Source organism: Apilactobacillus apisilvae (genome assembly GCF_023380225.1).
GTDB classification, from domain to species: domain Bacteria; phylum Bacillota; class Bacilli; order Lactobacillales; family Lactobacillaceae; genus Apilactobacillus; species Apilactobacillus apisilvae.
In genome coordinates this window covers 187,859-208,296 of record NZ_CP093362.1, presented here as the reverse complement: position 1 = coordinate 208,296, position 20,438 = coordinate 187,859, and the positions used below count along the sequence as shown (strand labels likewise).

The window sequence follows — 20,438 nt, the reverse complement described above, 5'->3', positions numbered from 1 at the left end:
TTAGTTACCTTCCTTGATTATAAAATGACGTTTACCTTTACCATCGCTTTTAGTAATTTTCATATTTTTACGTTTATTAATTGGACGTTTTTGTTTAGTTATTTTTTCTTCAAACCCATGACGTCTATTTTTACGTTTACGAAAACTAGTACGATTTCCTTTATTATTAAAATTATTATGAGCTTCCAAATTGTGAATAACAAAATATTTAGCCCCAATATTGGCATATTCATATATATAGTCTTCAATTGAACTAAATTGAAATTGTGGATTTACACTACTTTCATCATTAAAAAAACCTTTAAGTCTCAAAATGCCATATCCATAATCTCCAACAATATAATTATATCTACTGAAGATTGGATTATATTGTTGCTTAAACAATTCTAAATCAAAGCAGTTATCTATATTAGTAATTATTTCATAATCATGACCATTAATAAGCAATTTATGTTCATTTTCTTGAGATATTTTGGCTAAAGGCCTTTTTTTATTTCTTAATTCTTCTACTTTTTCTTCAATAGTTTTACGATCCAAATAACATTCTCCTAATTATTATTCAAAGGATATTTTCTTGATAAATGATCAGCAAAAACATCCCGTAATGTTTCATCATATAAAATACGATTATCTCCCATAATATCAATTGTTGGAAAAAATGGAATAAATAAATAATGATCTAATATTGCTATACTATATTTTTCATTATCTTTAACTAATTTATCATTATAGTAAACTTCTTTAGTTCCTATATCGATACTAATTCCAGAATAGTTTAATTCACCAAAATATTTACCGCGAAAACCCATTCCTTTTTGTTCAAAATTTACTAGAAACTTACGGTTTTTTTCCATTTCCATTATCATACGCCATAAATCACTACCACTTAAAGTTGTTTTAGTAACATGCATAGAATGCGGTAAAATTTTATGCAATTGATTTTTATCAACAATCCCCTTAGATAAATCATCAAGAAATAGTCCATCATTAATAATTGCAGCATCAGTTCCAGCCTTTTTCTTCATTGCTTCCAAACCTTCTTTAACAATTGAAGGTTCTCCACGTAAAGATGTATGCATAGTATATGGTATATTAGCTATCTTAGATTTAGATAATATGGCTTCACCACGTTGCTCTAATTCCTTAATATATTTTTCATCTGATGATAATGTTTTTAAGTCTGATGTTTTAACTACAGACGCTGTTTTATTAACAACTTCTCCATTGTCAACATCCAGCTTAATTTCACCCACATAATGGCCATACTTCCCAGCAGCAGCCAACAAAGTTTGATTATCATATTCACCATGTTCAAATAAGTGATGAGTATGACTACCAATAATAATATCAAATTGGGGAAACTTATTGGCTGTAAGTCGATCTTGAGTCACTCCCAAGTGTGATAGTAAAACTAATACATCGTAACTTTTTGAATTATCTTTAAGTAAATCTGGAATCATTTTTTGATCATCAATTGGATTCCAATTTTCTAACTCATAAGTAGAATGATATGGTGCAGTTAAACCTAATAATTTTATCTTAGTATTATTAGTAGTCGTTATTATTTTATATTTTTTAGACCAATCAGGTTGATTACCTGTTTTTAAGTCAACTAAGTTGTCTAATATAACATCAAAATTAGCGTCATCGTAAAGATGATCTAATTGTTGCTTACTATTAGTTAACCCTTCATTATTACCGATAGTAACTGCATCATAGTGTACTTCATTTAACAATTTAACATTAGCTTTGCCATTAGTTGCTTCAGTTAATGGATGAGCACGATCTAATGCATCTCCTAAATCGACTGTAATAACAAAATAGCCTTGATTTTGTAACTTTCTCTTTTCTTCATATAAATATCTAACAATTTTAGGCCAATTTTCAAAATGAGAATGCAAATCATTGGTATGCAAAATTGCGATTTTATCTGACAATTAGATTACCTCCTTTAATAATTATATATATATTAATCTAAACCATTTAAATTACTCTCTTTATAATAATAATCCTAACAAAATAAAATATAAAACAAAAAAGATAATTTCAATTAAGAAATTATCTTTTTTCAAATTCATCAGTTATTAACTTAATAAAGTATAAACAAGCAATCCAAATTATTGAACCTATCAATGCAATTAGGGTATTAAATCTAAATAACATAATAACAGCAACAAAAATTAAAAATGCTAAAACAAAGTAGTTAGAAAATGGAAATAATGGCATTTTAAAAGTTAATTTATCATCATCATTATTATCACTAACAACTTTTCTATACTTAATATGAGCTAAAACAATTAATCCCCATATGAATAAGAAGCAAGTTGTGGAAACACTAGATATTAACTGGAATACGCCATCTGGCATATAAGCATTTAAAATTAATGAAACTGCAATGACAGCGATTGAAAATAAAATACCCTTTGAAGGAATTTGATGCTTATTTAAAGATCCCAATTGTTTTCCCATATATTTTTTAGATCCATATGTTAATGAATAAATCATTCTACCAGTAGTAAAAATAGCAGAGTTACATGCAGAAACTGCAGCAGTCAAAACAACAAAATTAATAATTGAAGCAGCAGCAGTAATTCCAATATTTTGGAATACTTGAACAAATGGACTAGAGGTAGCATTAATATGTTCCCAAGGATAAATGCACATCAATGCAACTAATGATCCAATATAAAAAATTAAAATTCTAGATGGAACTTCATTAATTGCCTTTGGAATTACAACTTCTGGATCATTTGTTTCTGAAGCAGTCATCCCAATCATTTCAATCCCAGCAAAACTAAAAATAACCATTTGAAAACTCAATAAAAATCCACTAAAGCCATGAGCAAACATCGAGCTTCCAAATAAATTACTAATACTAGCATGTCCAACTGGTGTTTTATAGTTAATTACAACTAAAACCACACCAGTAGCAATTAAAGTTAAAATAGCCACTACCTTAATCAAAGCAAACCAAAATTCGGTTTCACCAAAAGCTGATACATTAATCGAATTAGTTAAAAATAATATTATAAGTAAAAACAAACCTGTAACCCACTGTGGAATAGCAGGAAACCAGTAATGTATATATAAACCAGCAGCAGTAATTTCGGCCATTGCTATAGAAATCCAGCAAGCCCAATAAGTCCACCCCGCGACAAATCCTAATCGTTTACCTAAATATTTATCAATAAATTCAATATAAGAATGACAATTAACATCTGATAATAAAAGTTCACCCAGCGATCTCATAATAAAGAAACCGGCTATTCCAGCTATTAAGTAAGCTAATATAATGGAGGGACCTGCAAATTGGATTGATTCTCCAGCTCCTAAAAATAAACCTGTTCCAATTGTTCCTCCAAGAGCAATTAGCTGGACATGACGATTTTTTAAACCTTTTGATAATTGACTATTATCATTATTAGGTGTTTTTTCCATGTTCTTATACACTCCCTTTACCAATAATTATACATAATTATAAATTATAAGGTAAATTTAAAATTTAAATTATGGTTTCTTCATTATAAATAAAGGTTGTAAATTCAACATTTATTCATGATTAATTATTTAAGATGAATTTTTTTCATTTATCAATGAAAAAAAAAAGAGCCCTTAAAAGAGCTCTTAGTTTAATTATTTACGTAATCTTTCAATATCTTTAACAATCATTAATTCTTCGTTAGTAGGTATTAATAATGTTTTAATTGATGAATTTTCTGAACTAATATCTCTTTCAACTGCACGAATATGATTCTTTTCAGGATCAACACCCACACCAAAGTAGCTTAATTTATCAGCAACTTCTTGTCTAATACCAATATCATTTTCACCAACACCGGCAGTAAATACAATTGCATCAACACCATTCATTTCAGCAACATATTGACCTACATATCTAATAATACGATTCATGTACATATTACGAGCTAATTCTGCTTGATGATTGTCAGCTTTAACAGCTTCCAAATCACGCATATCAGCAGATACTTCAGAAACACCTAATAAACCTGATTTTTTATTTAAAACATTAATCATTTCATTAACATCACTAATGCCTTCTTTTTCCATAATGTAAGCAAGTAAAGAAGGATCAACATCTCCTGAACGAGTAGCCATCATAACACCAGTTACTGGAGTAAATCCCATTGATGTATCAAGTGATTTACCATGATCAATTGCACAAATAGAAGCACCTGCACCTAAATGCATTACAACAAGTTTTAAATCTTCTAATGGTTTGCCTAACATGTCGGCTGCACGGCCTGAAACATAACGATAACTAGTACCATGAGCTCCATATTTACGAGCTTTATGTTCACGGTAATATTTATATGGTAAAGCATACATATAGTTTTCTTCAGGCATTGATGTATGGAATGAAGTATCGAATACAGCAATACTGATAACATCAGGCAAAATTTTCTTAAAAGCTTTAATTCCAAGAATATTAGCTGGTTCATGTAATGGTGCTAATTCTGATAAAGATTCAAGCTTGTCTAAAACATCATCAGTAATTACAACAGAATCAGTAAAGTATTCACCACCAGCTACAACACGGTGTCCTACACCTGTAATTTCGTTGTAGTCATCAATGATATCCAAGCTTAGTAATTTATCTAAAACTAGCTTAATAGCTTCTTCATGATTTTCAATATCCATAGTTTTATGAAATTTTTGGCCATCACCATATTTAATTGCAACATCTGACTTAGTTAAGCCAATACGATCGATCGCACCACTTGAAATTAATTTTTCTGAAGGCATTTCGAATAATTTGAATTTTAATGTAGAACTTCCGGCATTAATAGCAATTGATTTTCCCATAATAGTTCTCCCTACTTTTTTATTTCAATAGATTATTTTCTTCCCATTCAACAATTTCAGCTAAATATTTTTGAAAAGCTGAAGGATTCTTAAAGGAAGGAAATTCCCCTAACATTATTTTATCTGCTTGTTTAGCTTGATCACCATGCTTTTGTAAAATTAGAATGGCTTTTTGAGCATTTGAATTAGCAAATAATTCCTTAGGTAAGTTTAATAAACCTTGCATATAAGCATTATCTTGGATCCATTTTAATAATTCCTTAGCAGCGGGAGTATTAAATAGATTACTTGGTACTAAAAAGACACCAAAACCGTTAGGCTTAACATGGTTCATCCCTTGTTCAATTAATAAATGGTGAGCATATGAATGGCCATCTTTAGATCTGGTTTTATAATTTTTAGTGTTTTCGTCTATTGGATAATAGCCCACTGGTAAATCAGAAATAACCAAGTCTGAATCATCAACAAATAAATTATCGACAGAGTCTTGATGAATTAAGTCCATATTATCTGTTTTATTTTGCATTTGAAAATTCAAACTAGCAATAGCTAACATCGAATCATCATTATCAACACCGACACCATGAACTTTAGTTTTAATTTCATCTGTCAATTGATTCATAACGGTACTTAATAAATTACCAGTTCCAACTGATAAATCTAATATATTAATGTTAGGTTTGCCATTATATAATCTAATAATTAAGTAACCCATAATAGATGCAATTGTATCAGGAGTTATTTGATGATTTGCTTGTACAGCATCTTCTTTAGTTGCTTTAATCATTATAATCTGGATAGCTTTCCTAATTGACTCAGCATCCATAGAATTATAATCTATTTCATTATACAGCTTTTCAAGTTTAGAAACAGTGCTTTCACTAGGTTGTCCATTTTCAATATGCACTTGATTAGAATTAAGGATATTATCACCAGTTTCAATAAATGCATCTAAAAATGAGATTGATAGTTCATTTTTCAAAATTTCTGTTGATTTATCTAAAACACTAAACAAAGTTTCTGTATCTTTTTCAGCCAGTATACTCACTCCCTTAAAAGATTTATTACATAGTTCATACTACCAGATTATTATTAATTAATTCAAGATAAACTAAAAATTACTTAAATATATATAGCTAATAGTTTTTTATCAATTCTTTAATGGTAGTAATTTCAGCATTATAGTTAGAAAACTTTATTAATAAAATAAAAGATAAAATTGTTAAAAAAATAATTGCTATCATTGTGGCTGAAGCTTCACATTTAACTTTCAATTGAGCTCACACTTTCAAATTTTTGATTTTCTTTTAAAATCACTATTAAATGTAGGTGATGATTAACTATTTTAAATTCGATATTAGTTACATTATCCAGTAAAGGAACATGACCATTTTTATCACCAGACAATCTTAACATGTTCTTATACAAAGAAATCCTATATCTTTTTTGAGTGTCATAATTAATAAAATTAGCCGTGTCATCATTAGCATTTAATACTTTTAAATTTAGTTTTTTAGACTCGATAGTTTTTAAAAAGATATGATAATTAATTAAATTATCATTGTTTGTTTTATTTTCATAATTTAAATATGGAATTGAATTATTAATCAAAAGAGCAATTGAAGCAACCAATATTAATCCAATAATAGTTTCAATGATAGTAAACGCTTGTTTATTTAAATTTCTGTTCATATTTTTCTCTACTCTGACTTAATCTATATTCATATTTTTTAATAGATTTATTCATCAATTGATCACATTGTAAATATAATAAAATTCCTGAAGAAATTAAGGTGATTGCTATTAAACTATCTAACATAATAAACGCAGATTTATTACTCTTTTTCCAAATGATATATCCCCCAACCTAATTGAAAAGTTTGTTTATAAATATCCCCACTAATTTTAGACTTCCATCGATAAGTTGATGGAGCAACATATCCACCACTTTTTATATTTATTTTATAAGAAGAACTGTATATCTCTAACGTTTCAGGGACTTTAATTTTCTTTTTGATATTATTCCAATAGTAAAAATTAACTTCATCCTTAGTTACCACAATGCTGCTAGTTACATTGGCATGAGTAGTTAATTTAGTAGCAGTTAGTACACTATCCCATTGATGCTTAAAGGCATTCCAAAATGCAGACTCATCATTACGATGGTAACTATTAGTAGTTTGATAAATAAAAATAGTAAAAGAAAGAAATGTTGCTGTTAAGGCCATTACTATAATCATTTCAATACTGGTAAATCCATCAGTTTTATTTTTTAATAGCTTGATTATCTTCAATTCTAATTCCTTGCTTTTCGGCACGTTTAATCTGAACGTCACTTAGATAATTTTTATTTTTTAAAGATTCATAAGTAACACTACCATCATCATTATCAATTAAATATGCATCAATTTGGCTTTGAATTAGTGAAGTCATTGCATTACTATGAACAGATTCTGCTCGTTTTCTTTGACCGGTCAAATTAGGAACAATAATTAAAATCAATAATGAAATAATAAATAACACTATTGTCATTTCTATTAATGTAAACGCTGGTTTTTTCTTCTTAATTGTCATTTTAAATTCCCCTTAATGATTTATATATTGGCATTAATATTGATAAATATGAGAATACTATTCCAACTCCAATAATTAAAAATAAGATTGGTTGAATAAGATTTATAAGTCGATTAGTTTTATTAATCATTTCTTCAAATTGTAATTTTGAGAACATAAATAAATTTCTTAATAAATTATCTCTGGAATTGCCCTGTGAAAAAAATAAATTAAATTCATTAGGAATAAAATTATATTTATTAATAATCTTGGAATAATTACATCCATTTTCAATTTGATGTTTAATTTCAAAACTCAAATGATAATTTATTGTCCCCTTCTGAAAACAATTCATAATATTTAAAATATCTTTGATATCAATTCCATTTTTTAGCATTAAATAAAGACTATACGATAAGTAATAATTTAGATAACTTTTATAAATTTTTCCTAAAAAAGGAAGCTTAATAATAAGTTCTCTTTTCTTTAAAAATGGTTGTTTTATATAAAATATTATAATAAGAAATAAAGCAAATACTAATAGAAATGTTAAAAAATAAAAAAATTGGAAGTTATACTCCTCTTTATAGGCAATATTATTAATTTGAGGCATTAATATCTTATTAATACCCGCTACACCAAATAAAAGCAGCATAATTAAGAAAATTGGATAAGCCAATATTTCTTTTATCTTTTTATTTTGTTTATTTTTAATATTTATATACTTACTTATTTCTTTAAGACATTCAATTAAATTACCATTTTTTTCACTTAAATAAATTTGATTATAAAGTTCACCGTTAATATAACATCTAATACTATGACTAAAATATTTACCATTTTCTAAATTAGTTAAAATATCGTCAATAATTATAAACTTTTTATTTGTTTGCTTAATAAAAAGTAATGACTCTTTTAAATTAAACCCCGATTCCAACATTTCACTCAGTATCTTAAAAAAATTTTGTTGCTGAATTGAGGTCATTTTCTTCCTGTTTTTAAAAAATATCATTTATTTTCTCCATTTTTTTAGATGGATTCTCAATAATGGTTAAACTAGCCGAATTATTATAACTATTATCTTTAACTAACTGCTGATATACAATTGTATTAATTGATTGTTCAATATCTGATAAGTTAATATCTAATTGATGAATTCTATTTAATACACTTTCAGCATTATTAGCATGAATAGTACTTAAAACTAAATGGCCAGATAACGCTGCTCTGATTGCTGCACTAGCAGTTCTATTATCTCTAATTTCTCCAATAATAAAAATATCAGGACGATGTCTTAACCCAACTTTTATGAGTTCGTTATACCCCATTCCAGCATTATCATTAACTTGAAGTTGCAAAAATGATTCATTAACTATTTCGACTGGATCTTCTATACTCATTACAACTTTGTTTCTCCCTAACATATTAGCCAATTTATAAACAGATGTAGTTTTACCAGATCCTGTGGTTCCAGCAAATAAAATCATTCCACCTTTATGTGCATTTTTTTCTAAAGATAATAGTTGATTATTATCAATATATTTTATCGACTGGTCATTAATTGAATAAATAATCCTAATAACCATCGACTCTTTATTATCAAAATTACCAACCGAAGAAAAACGCAAATAATAGTTAATGTTATTATGCTGATATAAATATGATCCTAATTGTGGCCTCCTTTTTTCACTAATTGACATACTTGATATATATTTACAATAATTAAACAATTTATCAGCAAAATCATTTTTCAATATTTCATAATCAATAATTTCTAAATTAGAATGCATTTTTATTGCAAAATTTTCACTGTTAGGAAAAATGTATATATCATTAGCTTTAATTTCAATTGCATGATTAATCAAAATTTGAAAATAATCCATCATCTTCATAAAATACCCTCCAATATATATATTCGTAATAAAGGTTAATTTATTTTTAGACAATAAAAAAAAGATGTGCAATAACATTGCACATCCATTAAAAAAATTTTAAATTATTCAGCATCAGCTGGTAGTTTAACAGCTTCATAAACATCTTGAACATCATCATTTTCATCTAGTTCATCGATTAGGCCCGTGTATTGTGATACTTTGTCACTAGGTACTTCAGTAGTAGTTTGTGGAAACATAGTTACTTCAGCAGTATCCAAAGTATATTTCTTTTGTAATTCATCACGAACAGTGTTTAAATCTGAAGGAGTAACAAAAATTTCAAATTTATCATCACTAGCCTTCATATCATCGGCACCAGCTTCAAGTGCGTCCATTAGCATACTATCTTCATCAACATCTAATCCGTCACGTAAAATAACGATGTAGCCCTTACGATCAAACATGTATGAAACAGAACCATTTGAACCTAATGAGCCACCATGATGAGTAAATGCGGAACGAATAGCTGCAGCTGTACGATTCTTGTTATCTGTTAAACAAGAAACCATAATAGCTGTACCCGCTGGACCGTATCCTTCATAAGTGATTTCTTCATAATTGGCTCCACCAACACCAGTTGCTTTATCTAGCGCACGTTGGATATTATCTTTAGGCATATTAGCAGCATGGGCCTTATCAATAACTAAACGTAATTGAGGATTTCCATCTGCTTCAGCACCTCCAGCTTTAGCTGCTTGGTATAAGTCACGTGAAATTTTTTGAAAAATCTTACCACGTTTTTTATCTTGGGCACCTTTACGACCCTGTATGTTATGCCATTTTGAATGTCCTGACATGATCTCAGCACTCCTCTCGTCTAAGTCAAATTCTTTTAATTGCAAACATATTAAGTATATCAATATGAATTTAGTTAATCAAGTTAATTAAACCTTTGTTGAATCTCTTTGTAAAATATCATAGTTTAATAAAACCTGTTTTTCATTAATTGGTTCATTGTTCATTATCTTAGTTAATAATCTCATGGAAACTGCCCCAATATCATATAATGGCTGGGTTATTGAAGATAACTGTGGTCTAACCATCTTTGATAATTTAGTATTATTACTTGTAAATATTTCAAAATCATTAGGAATATTTATACCAGAATCTGTTAAGCCATTCATAACTCCTGCAGCCAGTTCATCATTAGTAACAATCGCTGCTTTGACTTTTTCATTAATCAGTTTATTAGCTAATTTATAGCCGTCTTCATAACTAGAATTAGTTTCAAAAATCATTTTATCATCAAATTTATAGTTATATTTTTTTAAAGCTTTTCGGTATCCTTTTAATCGATATTTTTTATTTATAGTTTGATTCAAAGAACCAGAAATGAATGCAATTTTCCGATTAGAATGTTTTATTAATTGAATTGTTTCATCCATTACTGCATCAGTATAATCAATGTTTACACTAGGAACAGATCCAGAATCATCAATAGATCCAGCTAAAACAATAGGAGCATTAGAACGTTTGAATTCAATAATCAGTTCATCACTAATTTCATTTCCCATAAAAATAATACCGTCAACTTGTTTACTTAATAAATTATTTAAAACTTTAATCTGTTTATCAGGATTGTCATCAGAATTAGCTAAAATTATATTATATTTATACATAGAAGCAATATCATCAATTCCTCTTGCAAGAGAAGCAAAATATTCATCGGTTACATCTGGAATAATAACTCCAACAGTAGTTGTCTTCTTACTAGCTAAGCCTCTAGCAACAGCATTAGGACGGTATTCCATTTTATTAATAACATCCATTACTTTTTGTTTTGTAGCAGGTCTAACGTTTGAATTACCATTTAAGACTCTTGAAACTGTAGCCATAGAAACTTTTGATTCTCTAGCAACATCATAGATTGTTACGCTTTGTTTATCCATAGATTAATCCCTTCTTAAATATATCAACAGAAAGTTTTATAGCGCTTTCATTATGAATATAAATATAGCAGATTAATATATAAATAACAAGTATATAAAAAAGACTTGAAGCTATAACTTCAAGTCTTTTTTATAAAACTACTTTTCATTTTCCTTAGATAAGAAATCTGGATCAACAACAACATCTTCATTATCATTGTCTTCATTATTCTTAGCCTTTGATCTTAAATTATTGGCTGATTTATGAAACTGAGTACTACCTTCATCATAATAGTATTGAGCTTTATTTACTACATTATCATTAGTTTTACTAGCAACATCTTTAATCTTAGATGTTGCATCTGAGGTCTTAGACTGTAATGATTCTTTCGCATTATCCATTGAATCCATTGCATAAAAGGCATAGTCTAACGCACGATCCTTAAGACTATTAGCAGTTTGTTTAGTATTATCTACTATTTTTTTAGCTTTTTCATCATCTAATTTACGATATCCAAAGTAAGCTGCGGCAGCTGCCCCAGCAGTTAAACCCATAAAAAACAATCCTGTCTTTTTCATAAAAACACTCTCCTTATTTCTTTTTAAATAATTTAAAACCTACACTTGCAGCTTTTTCCATGAAAGTTGGTTTGTTTCTTTCTTGAAAACGTTTAGTTAAGTTTTGAGTAGCGTTATTTAAATCAGAAACACTTTGACCAACGTCAGCAGCGGCCTTATATACTGGATCTAATGTATTTACCTTTTCGTTTAGATCTTTAATCATAGTGTTTGAACTAATCATAATTTCTTCAGTTTGTTTTGATAATACATCAACATCTTGAGAAATTGAGCTAAGATTTTTATTAACCTCATCAACAGTTTTTGAAAGTTTAATTAATACTACTGCGGCACTTACAGCCAAAATTAAAAATGCAATTGCAGCAATTAAACCTGCTAAAGCTCCTATTGTCATACAATTCCTCCCCCTTTTCATACTATATATTTAGAATAGCATTTTACTAATTTTTTTACAATTAGTTAATTTTTAATTAATCCACCAATTATCGAAATCTTTAAATAATTTTTTAATAGCTTGACCACGATGACTGATTTTATTTTTATCTGCTTCAGACATTTCAGCTAATGATTTATGCATACTAGGTATATAAAATAATGGATCATATCCAAATCCATTATTTCCCTTTGGTTCTTTTAAAATTTGACCATTCAAAAGACCATTAACTACTAATTTTTTATTACTATTTTTAATTAATACTAAACAAGTTTTAAAAGTAGCACTTCTATCGTTCTTATTTGATAATTTTTTTAGTAACTTCTTATTATTGGCAACATCGTCATGATCTCCAGCGTATCTAGCAGAATAAACACCAGGTTCATCATTAATAGAATGAACTTCTAAGCCAGAATCATCAGCAAGAACGGGTAAATTTGTTATTTTATGAACTGTTTTGGCCTTAATAGTAGCATTTTCTTCAAAAGTTTTTCCATCTTCTTTTATATTATGAATTTGAGGAAAATCTTTAAGAGTCTTAAATTCGATATTTTTACCGACAAACATTTCTCTGAATTCAGCAGCTTTATTTTCATTATTAGTTGCAATAATTATTTTATCCAAGTTTAAGCCTCCTCTAAAGTAGAAATTGAAATATGTTTTACTTCAATACTTAAATTTAACCATTCTTCCGCAACATGTTTAAATTCATGAACAGAACCAGTTGTATAAAATTCTAATTTACTTTTATTTAAACTACTATTAATTAAGTCATTATCTTTTAGCACTTTTTTCAAATCATCAATAACCGCCACTCCAGGATCCACTAAATGGACATTAAAACCTACTGCATTTTGAATTAAATTTCTCATAATTGGATAATGAGTACATCCCATTATTAAAGTATCAACATTATCTTTTTTTATAGGAAGCAAATCATGATTAACTATTTTTTGATCTTCTTCACTTTTATCTTTTCCTGCTTCAACCATTGGTATAAATCTAGGGCATCCAAGGCCAAATAATGTAGTGTCATCACTAATGGACTTAATTGTTTTTTCATATGCTTTACTCTTAATTGTACCATTAGTAGCAATAATACCTATTCTTCTACCCTTAGATGAACGAACTGCTGTTAAACTACCCGGATAAATAACCCCTATTACAGGAATGTCTAAATTATGCTGCAATAGTTTTAGTGCATGGGCAGTCGCAGTATTACAAGCAATAACTAAAGTTTTAATTCCCTTATTAACTAAAAATCTAGAAATTTGTAGAGCAAACTTCTTAATTTCTTTAGGAGATTTTTCTCCGTATGGTAATCTGGCTTCATCTCCTAAGAAAATAACATTTTCATTAGGTAGTTGGTGTAAAGCTTCCTTAACAACTGTTAGTCCACCTACACCTGAATCCATAAAACCAATTGCACGTCTATCCAATTAGTTAACCTTCTTTCAAAAAAGTCTTTAAATATATAGTATCATTTTTTACAATAATTTAATTAATAAATTTATTAATATTTTAACAACAAAAAATTTATTTCATAAAATATGTAAATCTATTAAAAATTATAATATAATAAAGTGTATAGAAAGAATTGAGGTTAATATCTATGAATAATAATCTTTATAAAAAAATAATGGGTAACAAAGAGACTAGTAATTACTGGGGACAAGAATTGTTAAGGGATATTTTAATTAATGATCTATTAGGTGATGATAATCACAGCATTCTTTATTGGGCCGGTAAAAAAATTGCAAGAAGATTCCCGCTTAAAGATGCTTTAGATGTAAGTTTGTTTTTTAAGCAATCCGGCCTGGGTGATTTATCAATTATCTCAGAAAATAAACATGAAATAAAATGGGTTTTAAGTGGCGAAATTATAAAAGCAAGAATTGAATCTTCGTCTGATAATGATTTTATGTTTGAAGCGGGTATATTAGCACAAATTGCTCAACAACAATTAGGTGTAATTGCTGAAGCTGAAATGAATCCTAAAGAAGATAAGAATGGAAAAGTTATCATTAGAGTACATATGGATCCTAAAAGTCCTGCAAACGATTATGATCGTATAGAAAACTTTGATTTGTATTCAGAATAAAAAGGGACTGTGACATAAGTCTCTAAAAAATAACGCTCGTTGGAATTTAATTTTTCCAACGAGCGTTATTTATGTATAATAAAAAACGATATCGAACCAACCGATATCGTTTAAATAAATCTCCTTGAAAGGAAACTTAAAACTAATGAGTACTAATTATATTTTAAATATTCAAAATTGGCAACCTAAAAATAATCATCAAGTAAAAATTATCAATCAAATTGTTGAAATGATTGATTTAGAAGAAAAATACATATTTGGTAGGCCACGAAAATACGACCTACGGTCACTATTAAAGTTAACCTTGTTTGCCTATTCTAAAGGAATTTTTAGTAGTCGCCAAATTAGTGAGCTGGCAGAAGAAAATTTACCTGCACGTTGGTTAACTAAGAATTCATTTCCTTCATATAGAACAGTCTGTCGATTTAGGATTTCAGATGAAGCAGAAAATTTAATTAGTAAATGCATGAATCAATTAACTAAATATCTAAGAAAAAATAATTATATTGATGATGTAAGTTTTATTGATGGAACTAAAATACTAGCAAATGCTAATAAGTATTCTTTTGTTTGGCGTAAAAATATAATCAGATTCGATAAATTAAATCGCGAAGCGATTATAAAATTACTACATGACATGAATGATGTTAAATATGTGGGTGAACTCCCAGATGACTCTGATATTTCAACAAGTGAGTTAGATGAAATCATCATCCATTTAGAAAATTGTTTAGCAGATTTAAATAATCAAATTAAACAGAATAAAAAACTATCACCTAATCCCCATAAACAAAAGCGTCGTAAGTTAAAAGCCATTAAAAGAAAACTTCGTTTTCGTAAATGTAAACAAATAGAATATCAAAAAAGTAATAAAATATTTTCCAATCGTAATAGTTATTCTAAGACTGATCATGATGCTACTTTTATGCGTATTAAGGAAGACCCCATGTTAAATGGACAACTTAAACCTGCTTATAATTTACAAATTGCCACTAGTGGACAATTCATAACTAATTTTGACATTTATCAAAATCCCACTGATACTCGTACTTTAATTCCGTTCTTAAATAAACAAATTAAGAATAATAGTTTAGGTAAATATATTGTTGCCGATGCTGGTTATGGATCTGAAAGTAATTATCGTTTTATAGAAGACAAACTAACTAATCACATTCCTTTAATTCCCTATGGAACAATGTTAAAAGAACAAAGTCGTAAATGGAAAAGTGATGACCGTAAGGTCATGAATTGGTATTATAATTCAAAAGATGATTATTATATTGATCCCAAAGGCATCAGATTTAATTTTAATGGTTATCGTAAAAGAACTGATAAATATAAATTCACTCGTGATTTTAAAGAATATAAAGCTGAAAAGTATGATCTTAATCAAGACATTAATTCATATGCTCTAACTAAGTCTGGTAACACTAGAAAAATTAGTATTACTTATGCATGGGAATATTTTAAAAACAAACAACAAGCATTGCTTTTGGCACCAAAAACAAGTGATATTTACGCAAAAAGAAAGATAGATGTTGAATCGGTTTTTGGTAGACTAAAGGCTTCTTTGCGTTTCAATCGATTCTCCGTTAGGGGAATCGATAAGGTTAAAAAGGAAGCTGGGTTTACTATAATGGCATTAAATATAAGAAAGTTAATGACGAAAGTCATTAATTTTATAAAGTTATATAAAAAAATAGGATTTACGTTAAATTTAAAACGTAAATCCTATTTTTGTAGAGACTTATGTCACAGCCCCTTTTTTTATCTAATTATAAATATTCTTTTAAAATTTTAGCTAATTGTTCTTTGCTATGATAGCCAACGATACTATCCACCACTTTACCATCCTTTTTAACTAATAAAGTTGGGATACTCATAATGCCAAATTTTTGAGGAGTTTCCGGATTTTGGTCAACATCCATTTTGTTAAAAGTAACTTGGTCTCCCATATCTTCTGATAATTGATCAACAACAGGTGATTGCATACGACATGGTCCACACCAAGTTGCCCAAAAATCTGTCAAAGTAACACCAGTAGAAGTGTCTTTTTCAAATGTCTTATCTGTAGTTTCAGAAACCATTATAAAACCTCCTTGAATTCTTACTAAAAATAAGTTTAGCAGGTTAAAAACAAAATGCAAATAATATGTTTTGTAAGATGTATTATTTTAATTTAACAATTGTTGATCCATCACCACCAGCATTAGGTGCAGAATATCCAAAGTCAGATACACGACGATCGCGTTTTAATAAATTAGTGACACCAGTCCGCAAAGCACCAGTACCTTTACCATGAATAATAGTTATTGAAGGATAGCCAGCCAAAACAGCTGAATCTAAATATTGATCAACTTCATGCATGGCATTTTCGTAACGATGACCTCTCAAATCTAAAGTTGTAGATAAACCTGAAGAACCTGTCCTTTTAACGCGAGTAGTAAAATGTTGTTCTTTTTCAGCCTTAACTTTTTTTAAGTCATCTTCATTGATTTTCATTTTTAAGATACCTAATTGAACTTCCCAATTATGATTGCCTAAATCATTCATTAATACTCCACGTTGTCCATAAGACTTAACCAATACATCATCGCCCTTATGGAAATCATGTTTGGCTTTTTCACGTTTAAGAACTCGATTATTAGATAAACTAACATCTTGCTTTAGAGAATTTACTTCACCTTGAGCATCGATTAGTTCATTTTCTTTTACTGACACCTTACCAATCTGTTTTTGCTTTTTATGCAATTCAGAAATAATACGGTCAGCTTTTACTTTGGTATCTTTAGCAATTTCATTCGCTTTTTCTTTAGCTTCAGCTACTAAACGTTCTTTTTGATTTTGATACTTATTAAATTTGTCGCTTAATTCATCATGAAGTTTAGTTGCATCTTCTAATTGTTGATTTAAGTGCTCAGCATGTTCACGAGCTAATTTAGTTTGGTTAGTTAGTTCAACGATCATATTATTTAAATCTTGACTATCCTGATCAGTTAACGAACGTGCTTCGTTAATAATTTGTGAAGAAAGCCCTAAACGCTCAGCAATATTTAGACCGTTACTTTGTCCTGGTACTCCCATTAACAAATGATAAGTGGGTTTTAATGTTTCAACATCAAATTCCATCGATGCATTTGCAGTTTTAACACGATTATAAGCATAAACTTTAAGCTCTGGATAATGAGTAGTAGCAACCACTTCAGCATCAGTTTCACCAATATTATCTAAAATGGCCATTGCTAAAGAAGCACCTTCTTTAGGATCTGTTCCTGCCCCTAATTCATCTAATAATATTAAACTATGCTTAGTTATCTTTTTTAAAATATCAACAATATTATCCATATGTGATGAGAATGTACTTAAATTTTGTTCAATTGATTGTTCATCACCAATATCGGCAAAAATATTATCAAATACACCAATCTGTGATTCTTCGTTAGCCGTAATAAAAAGTCCAGATTGTCCCATTAATTGTAAAAGGCCTAAGGTTTTGATAGTAATAGTTTTACCACCAGTATTAGGTCCAGTGATAACAATTGCTCTATTTGGATTACCTAATTGTAAATCATTAGCAACCACTTTGTTTTGATCAATTAAAGGATGACGAGCTTTTCTTAAATTAACAAGATTTTCTTTGGAAACAAATGGTCTAGTTGCTTTCATTTTTCTTGCATACTTAGCTTTAGCATTAATTAGATCTAAGTGACCCAGTATTTTAGAATTGTGAACAATCTCCCATTGGTATGGTCTGATTAAATCAGACAATTCAATTAAAATACGTCTTTCTTCTTGTCTTTCAGCAATTTGATTTTGTCTTAATTCATTGTTTAGACCAATTACAGAACTAGGTTCAATATACAAAGTTTGCCCTGATGAACTACGATCGTGAACAATTCCGCCAAATTTGTTTTTATATTCAGCTTTTACTGGAACTACCATTCGATCTTCTCTAATGGTAACAATTGGTTCAGTCAAATATTTAGATTGTTTTTTAGTATAGCCGTTCATAATACCGCGAATATCACTTTTAACTTTATCAATTCTTTTACGGACAGCATTTAATTCTTTAGAAGCAGAATTTAAAATATTACCTTCATCATCAATAGAAAATGATAATCGTTTGGAAATACCGGGTATCGTTTGAAATTCGTTTACAATATCATAAAGTTTTTTAAGCGATACTTGTTCATCATTTAACTTATCAAAAAAGTTAACTAAATAATTAACAGACTTCAAAACTTTATTAATTTTTGAAAGTTCAATTCCATTTAAATTAGCATCAATTTTAAGTCTTTTAATATACGGGCTAATATCATCCAATTTAGGAATTGATATTTCTTTATCTAGTCTTAAAATATGCATTCCATCATCAGTTTCATCTAGCCATATATTGATTGTTTTATCATTATTAGTAGGTTTTAATATTTGTAGTTCATTTTTTCCATTTTTTGTTGTCAAATATTGGTAAATTGAATTTTTAATTTTATTATATTCTAAAGTATCAAAGACTTTAGTTTCCATTAAATCATTGCCTCCTTATCTTAACCATTTTTTATATAAATCATGTGATAATAGTGGAGTTTTATTTACTATAAAGGTTGCAGCTTTTGAGTCATAATATTGTTTTTTTAAGTTATCATCTGGTAATACCAAAATAATATTCAAAATTAAAAATATCATAAGATATGAAATTATAAAGCTCATTAAACCGCCACCAAATGAGTTCAATTCATGAATTACGGGAATTGAAGTAAATTGATCGATTAATCTGATGATAACTCGCACAATTATCCATAAGAATATAAAGATTATAAAAAAACTAATACTATTACATAATAAACGATTATTAATAATATTAGTGTGAGCAAATAACACATTTGTTAAAGTTCTAGAATATATTAATGAAAATAACAATGTTAATAAGAAACCAATAATTCTTATTATTTCCTGAGCTAAACCTTTTCTATACCCATTATAGATACTGAATAAAAGTATTAAAGATATAATAATTGTAAAAAGCATTATTTTTTATTTTCCTTTTTTTCTAGCTTGTTAAGTTCTTTTTGTAACTTAACTTGTTCCGAAAAAGCATTAAATGCCAACAAAATTGAGGCATCCTCTTTGCTGATATTGGGTGATAATTCTTTTAATTGTTTTAGTTGTTCATTCATTAAATCAGTAACAGTTTTCATATGTTCAACAGAACTTTTTCCTACAAAAGTATATTTTTTATTACCTATACTAGTTTTAAAGCGCTGATTTGTAGCCATTATAATAAACCCTCCCAGTCATTCAACAACTATTTTAGCATGAAAAACGACTTTAAAACAGTTAGTAATAAAAAAGAGTACCTAATCAGGCACTCCATTTCATTTAATCAATAATATCTATTATTTTCCATCTTCATCTTTTGATAAAAATGTGTTTAGAACAGATTCAACCATATCCCATTCTTCATCAGAATCGATAGTCTTTAAATCTCCACCTTGAGGATCTGTAGGATCATCATCATCTGGTAATACGTAAGCTTCAATATTTACTTCTTCATCATCAGATTTTCCAACTGGATAAAGTAAAATATATGACTTACCATAATCTTCTGATTGGAAAGTGAATAATACATCATATAATTCTTCATTACCATTTTCGTCAACCATTGTAATTTGTTGTGTTTGTGGTTCTTCTTTACTCATAATTTTCCCTCTTTACTATATATTTGTTAGTTTACCTTTACGGTCTAAATAAGTTTGTAAAATTAATTCTGAAGCAATCTTATCAATTACCTTTTTACGACCTTTTCTAGATGTATCAGCTTTTTCAATTAGCATTCTTTCAGCTTCAACAGTAGTTAATCTTTCATCTTCAAAATCAACTGGTAGGCCAAACTTTTCTTTCAGCAATTCACCATAGTGCTTAGATGCATCTACTCTAGGGCCAGAAGTATTATTCATATTTTTGGGTAATCCTAAAACAAAACCATCTACACCATACTTATCAACCAATTCAGACACACGGTCCAATCCAAATTGCTCTTCTTCTTCTTTAATTGGAATGATTTCAACTCCCTGAGCAGTCCATCCCAATAAATCACTGACTGAAATGCCAACTGTTCTAGAGCCAACATCCATCCCCATTAATCTCAT

23 protein-coding genes and 1 pseudogene are annotated in these 20,438 nt (G+C 28.6%); 2 read left to right on the top strand and 22 right to left on the bottom strand.

Annotated elements, in window-relative coordinates; all coding sequences use genetic code 11:
* From MOO46_RS01045 to murI, 16 genes are all read right to left on the bottom strand, one after another.
* Entirely contained in the window at window positions 1–537 is a 537-nt protein-coding gene (locus tag MOO46_RS01045) for a YutD family protein (protein WP_249511197.1), read from the bottom strand.
* 11 nt (window positions 538–548) lie between these two features.
* Complete coding sequence (locus tag MOO46_RS01040; RefSeq protein WP_249511196.1) at window positions 549–1,937, bottom strand: bifunctional metallophosphatase/5'-nucleotidase; 1,389 nt, start codon at window positions 1,935–1,937, stop codon at window positions 549–551.
* A 121-nt stretch (window positions 1,938–2,058) separates the two neighbouring features.
* Window positions 2,059–3,438 carry an amino acid permease gene (locus MOO46_RS01035; RefSeq protein ID WP_249511195.1) on the bottom strand — a complete coding sequence of 460 codons (1,380 nt, stop codon included), beginning with the start codon at window positions 3,436–3,438 and terminating at the stop codon, window positions 2,059–2,061.
* A 195-nt stretch (window positions 3,439–3,633) separates the two neighbouring features.
* A complete protein-coding gene (locus tag MOO46_RS01030; protein WP_249511194.1) occupies window positions 3,634–4,824 on the bottom strand; it encodes an acetate/propionate family kinase in 1,191 nt (396 codons plus the stop codon).
* Window positions 4,825–4,843: 19 nt separating this feature from the next.
* Window positions 4,844–5,872, bottom strand: coding sequence for a class I SAM-dependent methyltransferase (locus MOO46_RS01025; RefSeq protein ID WP_317619369.1), 1,029 nt, complete (start codon window positions 5,870–5,872; stop codon window positions 4,844–4,846).
* Window positions 5,873–6,087: 215 nt separating this feature from the next.
* Window positions 6,088–6,516 carry a ComGF family competence protein gene (locus MOO46_RS01020; protein ID WP_249511193.1) on the bottom strand — a complete coding sequence of 143 codons (429 nt, stop codon included), beginning with the start codon at window positions 6,514–6,516 and terminating at the stop codon, window positions 6,088–6,090.
* A 143-nt stretch (window positions 6,517–6,659) separates the two neighbouring features.
* Complete coding sequence (locus MOO46_RS01015) at window positions 6,660–7,118, bottom strand: hypothetical protein (RefSeq protein WP_249511192.1); 459 nt, start codon at window positions 7,116–7,118, stop codon at window positions 6,660–6,662.
* A complete protein-coding gene (gene comGC / locus MOO46_RS01010) occupies window positions 7,090–7,398 on the bottom strand; it encodes a competence type IV pilus major pilin ComGC (RefSeq protein ID WP_249511191.1) in 309 nt (102 codons plus the stop codon). The genes MOO46_RS01015 and comGC overlap by 29 nt, the downstream gene beginning before the upstream one ends.
* Before the next feature lies 1 nt (window position 7,399).
* Complete coding sequence (locus tag MOO46_RS01005; RefSeq protein ID WP_249511190.1) at window positions 7,400–8,389, bottom strand: type II secretion system F family protein; 990 nt, start codon at window positions 8,387–8,389, stop codon at window positions 7,400–7,402.
* Window positions 8,376–9,269, bottom strand: coding sequence for a competence type IV pilus ATPase ComGA (comGA, locus tag MOO46_RS01000; protein ID WP_249511189.1), 894 nt, complete (start codon window positions 9,267–9,269; stop codon window positions 8,376–8,378). Before comGA ends, MOO46_RS01005 begins: the two co-directional genes overlap by 14 nt.
* A 104-nt stretch (window positions 9,270–9,373) precedes the next feature.
* Window positions 9,374–10,108, bottom strand: a complete 735-nt coding sequence (locus MOO46_RS00995) for a YebC/PmpR family DNA-binding transcriptional regulator (RefSeq protein ID WP_249511188.1) — start codon at window positions 10,106–10,108, stop codon at window positions 9,374–9,376.
* 87 nt (window positions 10,109–10,195) lie between these two features.
* Complete coding sequence (gene ccpA / locus MOO46_RS00990; protein WP_249511187.1) at window positions 10,196–11,200, bottom strand: catabolite control protein A; 1,005 nt, start codon at window positions 11,198–11,200, stop codon at window positions 10,196–10,198.
* 138 nt (window positions 11,201–11,338) lie between these two features.
* Complete coding sequence (locus MOO46_RS00985) at window positions 11,339–11,758, bottom strand: hypothetical protein (protein ID WP_249511186.1); 420 nt, start codon at window positions 11,756–11,758, stop codon at window positions 11,339–11,341.
* 13 nt (window positions 11,759–11,771) lie between these two features.
* Window positions 11,772–12,152, bottom strand: a complete 381-nt coding sequence (locus MOO46_RS00980; RefSeq protein WP_249511185.1) for a DUF948 domain-containing protein — start codon at window positions 12,150–12,152, stop codon at window positions 11,772–11,774.
* Between the two features lie 72 nt (window positions 12,153–12,224).
* Window positions 12,225–12,815, bottom strand: a complete 591-nt coding sequence (locus MOO46_RS00975; protein ID WP_260525470.1) for an XTP/dITP diphosphatase — start codon at window positions 12,813–12,815, stop codon at window positions 12,225–12,227.
* Window positions 12,816–12,817: 2 nt separating this feature from the next.
* A complete protein-coding gene (murI, locus tag MOO46_RS00970) occupies window positions 12,818–13,630 on the bottom strand; it encodes a glutamate racemase (protein WP_249511184.1) in 813 nt (270 codons plus the stop codon).
* 173 nt (window positions 13,631–13,803) lie between these two features.
* On the opposite strand from murI, the gene MOO46_RS00965 reads away from it, so the two are divergent.
* Both MOO46_RS00965 and MOO46_RS00960 read left to right on the top strand, forming a co-directional pair.
* Window positions 13,804–14,292: a YslB family protein gene (locus tag MOO46_RS00965; protein ID WP_249511183.1), complete on the top strand. Its 489-nt coding sequence runs from the start codon at window positions 13,804–13,806 to the stop codon at window positions 14,290–14,292.
* Window positions 14,293–14,437: 145 nt separating this feature from the next.
* A pseudogene (locus tag MOO46_RS00960) lies at window positions 14,438–15,973 on the top strand (IS1182 family transposase); the annotation flags it as partial.
* A 94-nt stretch (window positions 15,974–16,067) separates the two neighbouring features.
* On the opposite strand, the gene trxA reads toward MOO46_RS00960, so the two are convergent.
* From trxA to ruvX, 6 genes are all read right to left on the bottom strand, one after another.
* Window positions 16,068–16,379 carry a thioredoxin gene (trxA, locus tag MOO46_RS00955; protein ID WP_249511181.1) on the bottom strand — a complete coding sequence of 104 codons (312 nt, stop codon included), beginning with the start codon at window positions 16,377–16,379 and terminating at the stop codon, window positions 16,068–16,070.
* Between the two features lie 82 nt (window positions 16,380–16,461).
* Window positions 16,462–18,816, bottom strand: coding sequence for an endonuclease MutS2 (locus MOO46_RS00950; protein WP_249511180.1), 2,355 nt, complete (start codon window positions 18,814–18,816; stop codon window positions 16,462–16,464).
* 15 nt (window positions 18,817–18,831) lie between these two features.
* Complete coding sequence (locus MOO46_RS00945) at window positions 18,832–19,317, bottom strand: CvpA family protein (protein ID WP_249511179.1); 486 nt, start codon at window positions 19,315–19,317, stop codon at window positions 18,832–18,834.
* Window positions 19,317–19,565 (bottom strand): cell division protein ZapA, encoded by a 249-nt coding sequence (locus MOO46_RS00940; RefSeq protein ID WP_249511178.1) that lies wholly within the window; start codon window positions 19,563–19,565, stop codon window positions 19,317–19,319. Before MOO46_RS00940 ends, MOO46_RS00945 begins: the two co-directional genes overlap by 1 nt.
* Window positions 19,566–19,685: 120 nt before the next feature.
* A complete protein-coding gene (locus tag MOO46_RS00935) occupies window positions 19,686–19,988 on the bottom strand; it encodes a DUF1292 domain-containing protein (RefSeq protein ID WP_249511177.1) in 303 nt (100 codons plus the stop codon).
* 15 nt (window positions 19,989–20,003) lie between these two features.
* Complete coding sequence (gene ruvX / locus MOO46_RS00930; RefSeq protein WP_249511176.1) at window positions 20,004–20,438, bottom strand: Holliday junction resolvase RuvX; 435 nt, start codon at window positions 20,436–20,438, stop codon at window positions 20,004–20,006.

What these genes read in the sequence shown, in the direction of transcription:
- MOO46_RS01035 (WP_249511195.1), bottom strand. Translation starts at nt 3,438, where the DNA reads ATGGAAAAAACACCTAATAATGATAATAGTCAATTATCAAAAGGTTTA.
- MOO46_RS01030 (WP_249511194.1), bottom strand. Translation starts at nt 4,824, where the DNA reads ATGGGAAAATCAATTGCTATTAATGCCGGAAGTTCTACATTAAAATTC.
- MOO46_RS01020 (WP_249511193.1), bottom strand. Translation starts at nt 6,516, where the DNA reads ATGAACAGAAATTTAAATAAACAAGCGTTTACTATCATTGAAACTATT.
- comGC (WP_249511191.1), bottom strand. Translation starts at nt 7,398, where the DNA reads ATGACAATTAAGAAGAAAAAACCAGCGTTTACATTAATAGAAATGACA.
- MOO46_RS01005 (WP_249511190.1), bottom strand. Translation starts at nt 8,389, where the DNA reads ATGATATTTTTTAAAAACAGGAAGAAAATGACCTCAATTCAGCAACAA.
- comGA (WP_249511189.1), bottom strand. Translation starts at nt 9,269, where the DNA reads ATGAAGATGATGGATTATTTTCAAATTTTGATTAATCATGCAATTGAA.
- MOO46_RS00995 (WP_249511188.1), bottom strand. Translation starts at nt 10,108, where the DNA reads ATGTCAGGACATTCAAAATGGCATAACATACAGGGTCGTAAAGGTGCC.
- ccpA (WP_249511187.1), bottom strand. Translation starts at nt 11,200, where the DNA reads ATGGATAAACAAAGCGTAACAATCTATGATGTTGCTAGAGAATCAAAA.
- MOO46_RS00985 (WP_249511186.1), bottom strand. Translation starts at nt 11,758, where the DNA reads ATGAAAAAGACAGGATTGTTTTTTATGGGTTTAACTGCTGGGGCAGCT.
- MOO46_RS00980 (WP_249511185.1), bottom strand. Translation starts at nt 12,152, where the DNA reads ATGACAATAGGAGCTTTAGCAGGTTTAATTGCTGCAATTGCATTTTTA.
- MOO46_RS00965 (WP_249511183.1), top strand. Translation starts at nt 13,804, where the DNA reads ATGAATAATAATCTTTATAAAAAAATAATGGGTAACAAAGAGACTAGT.
- trxA (WP_249511181.1), bottom strand. Translation starts at nt 16,379, where the DNA reads ATGGTTTCTGAAACTACAGATAAGACATTTGAAAAAGACACTTCTACT.
- MOO46_RS00950 (WP_249511180.1), bottom strand. Translation starts at nt 18,816, where the DNA reads ATGGAAACTAAAGTCTTTGATACTTTAGAATATAATAAAATTAAAAAT.
- MOO46_RS00945 (WP_249511179.1), bottom strand. Translation starts at nt 19,317, where the DNA reads ATGCTTTTTACAATTATTATATCTTTAATACTTTTATTCAGTATCTAT.
- MOO46_RS00940 (WP_249511178.1), bottom strand. Translation starts at nt 19,565, where the DNA reads ATGGCTACAAATCAGCGCTTTAAAACTAGTATAGGTAATAAAAAATAT.
- MOO46_RS00935 (WP_249511177.1), bottom strand. Translation starts at nt 19,988, where the DNA reads ATGAGTAAAGAAGAACCACAAACACAACAAATTACAATGGTTGACGAA.
- ruvX (WP_249511176.1), bottom strand. Translation starts at nt 20,438, where the DNA reads ATGAGATTAATGGGGATGGATGTTGGCTCTAGAACAGTTGGCATTTCA.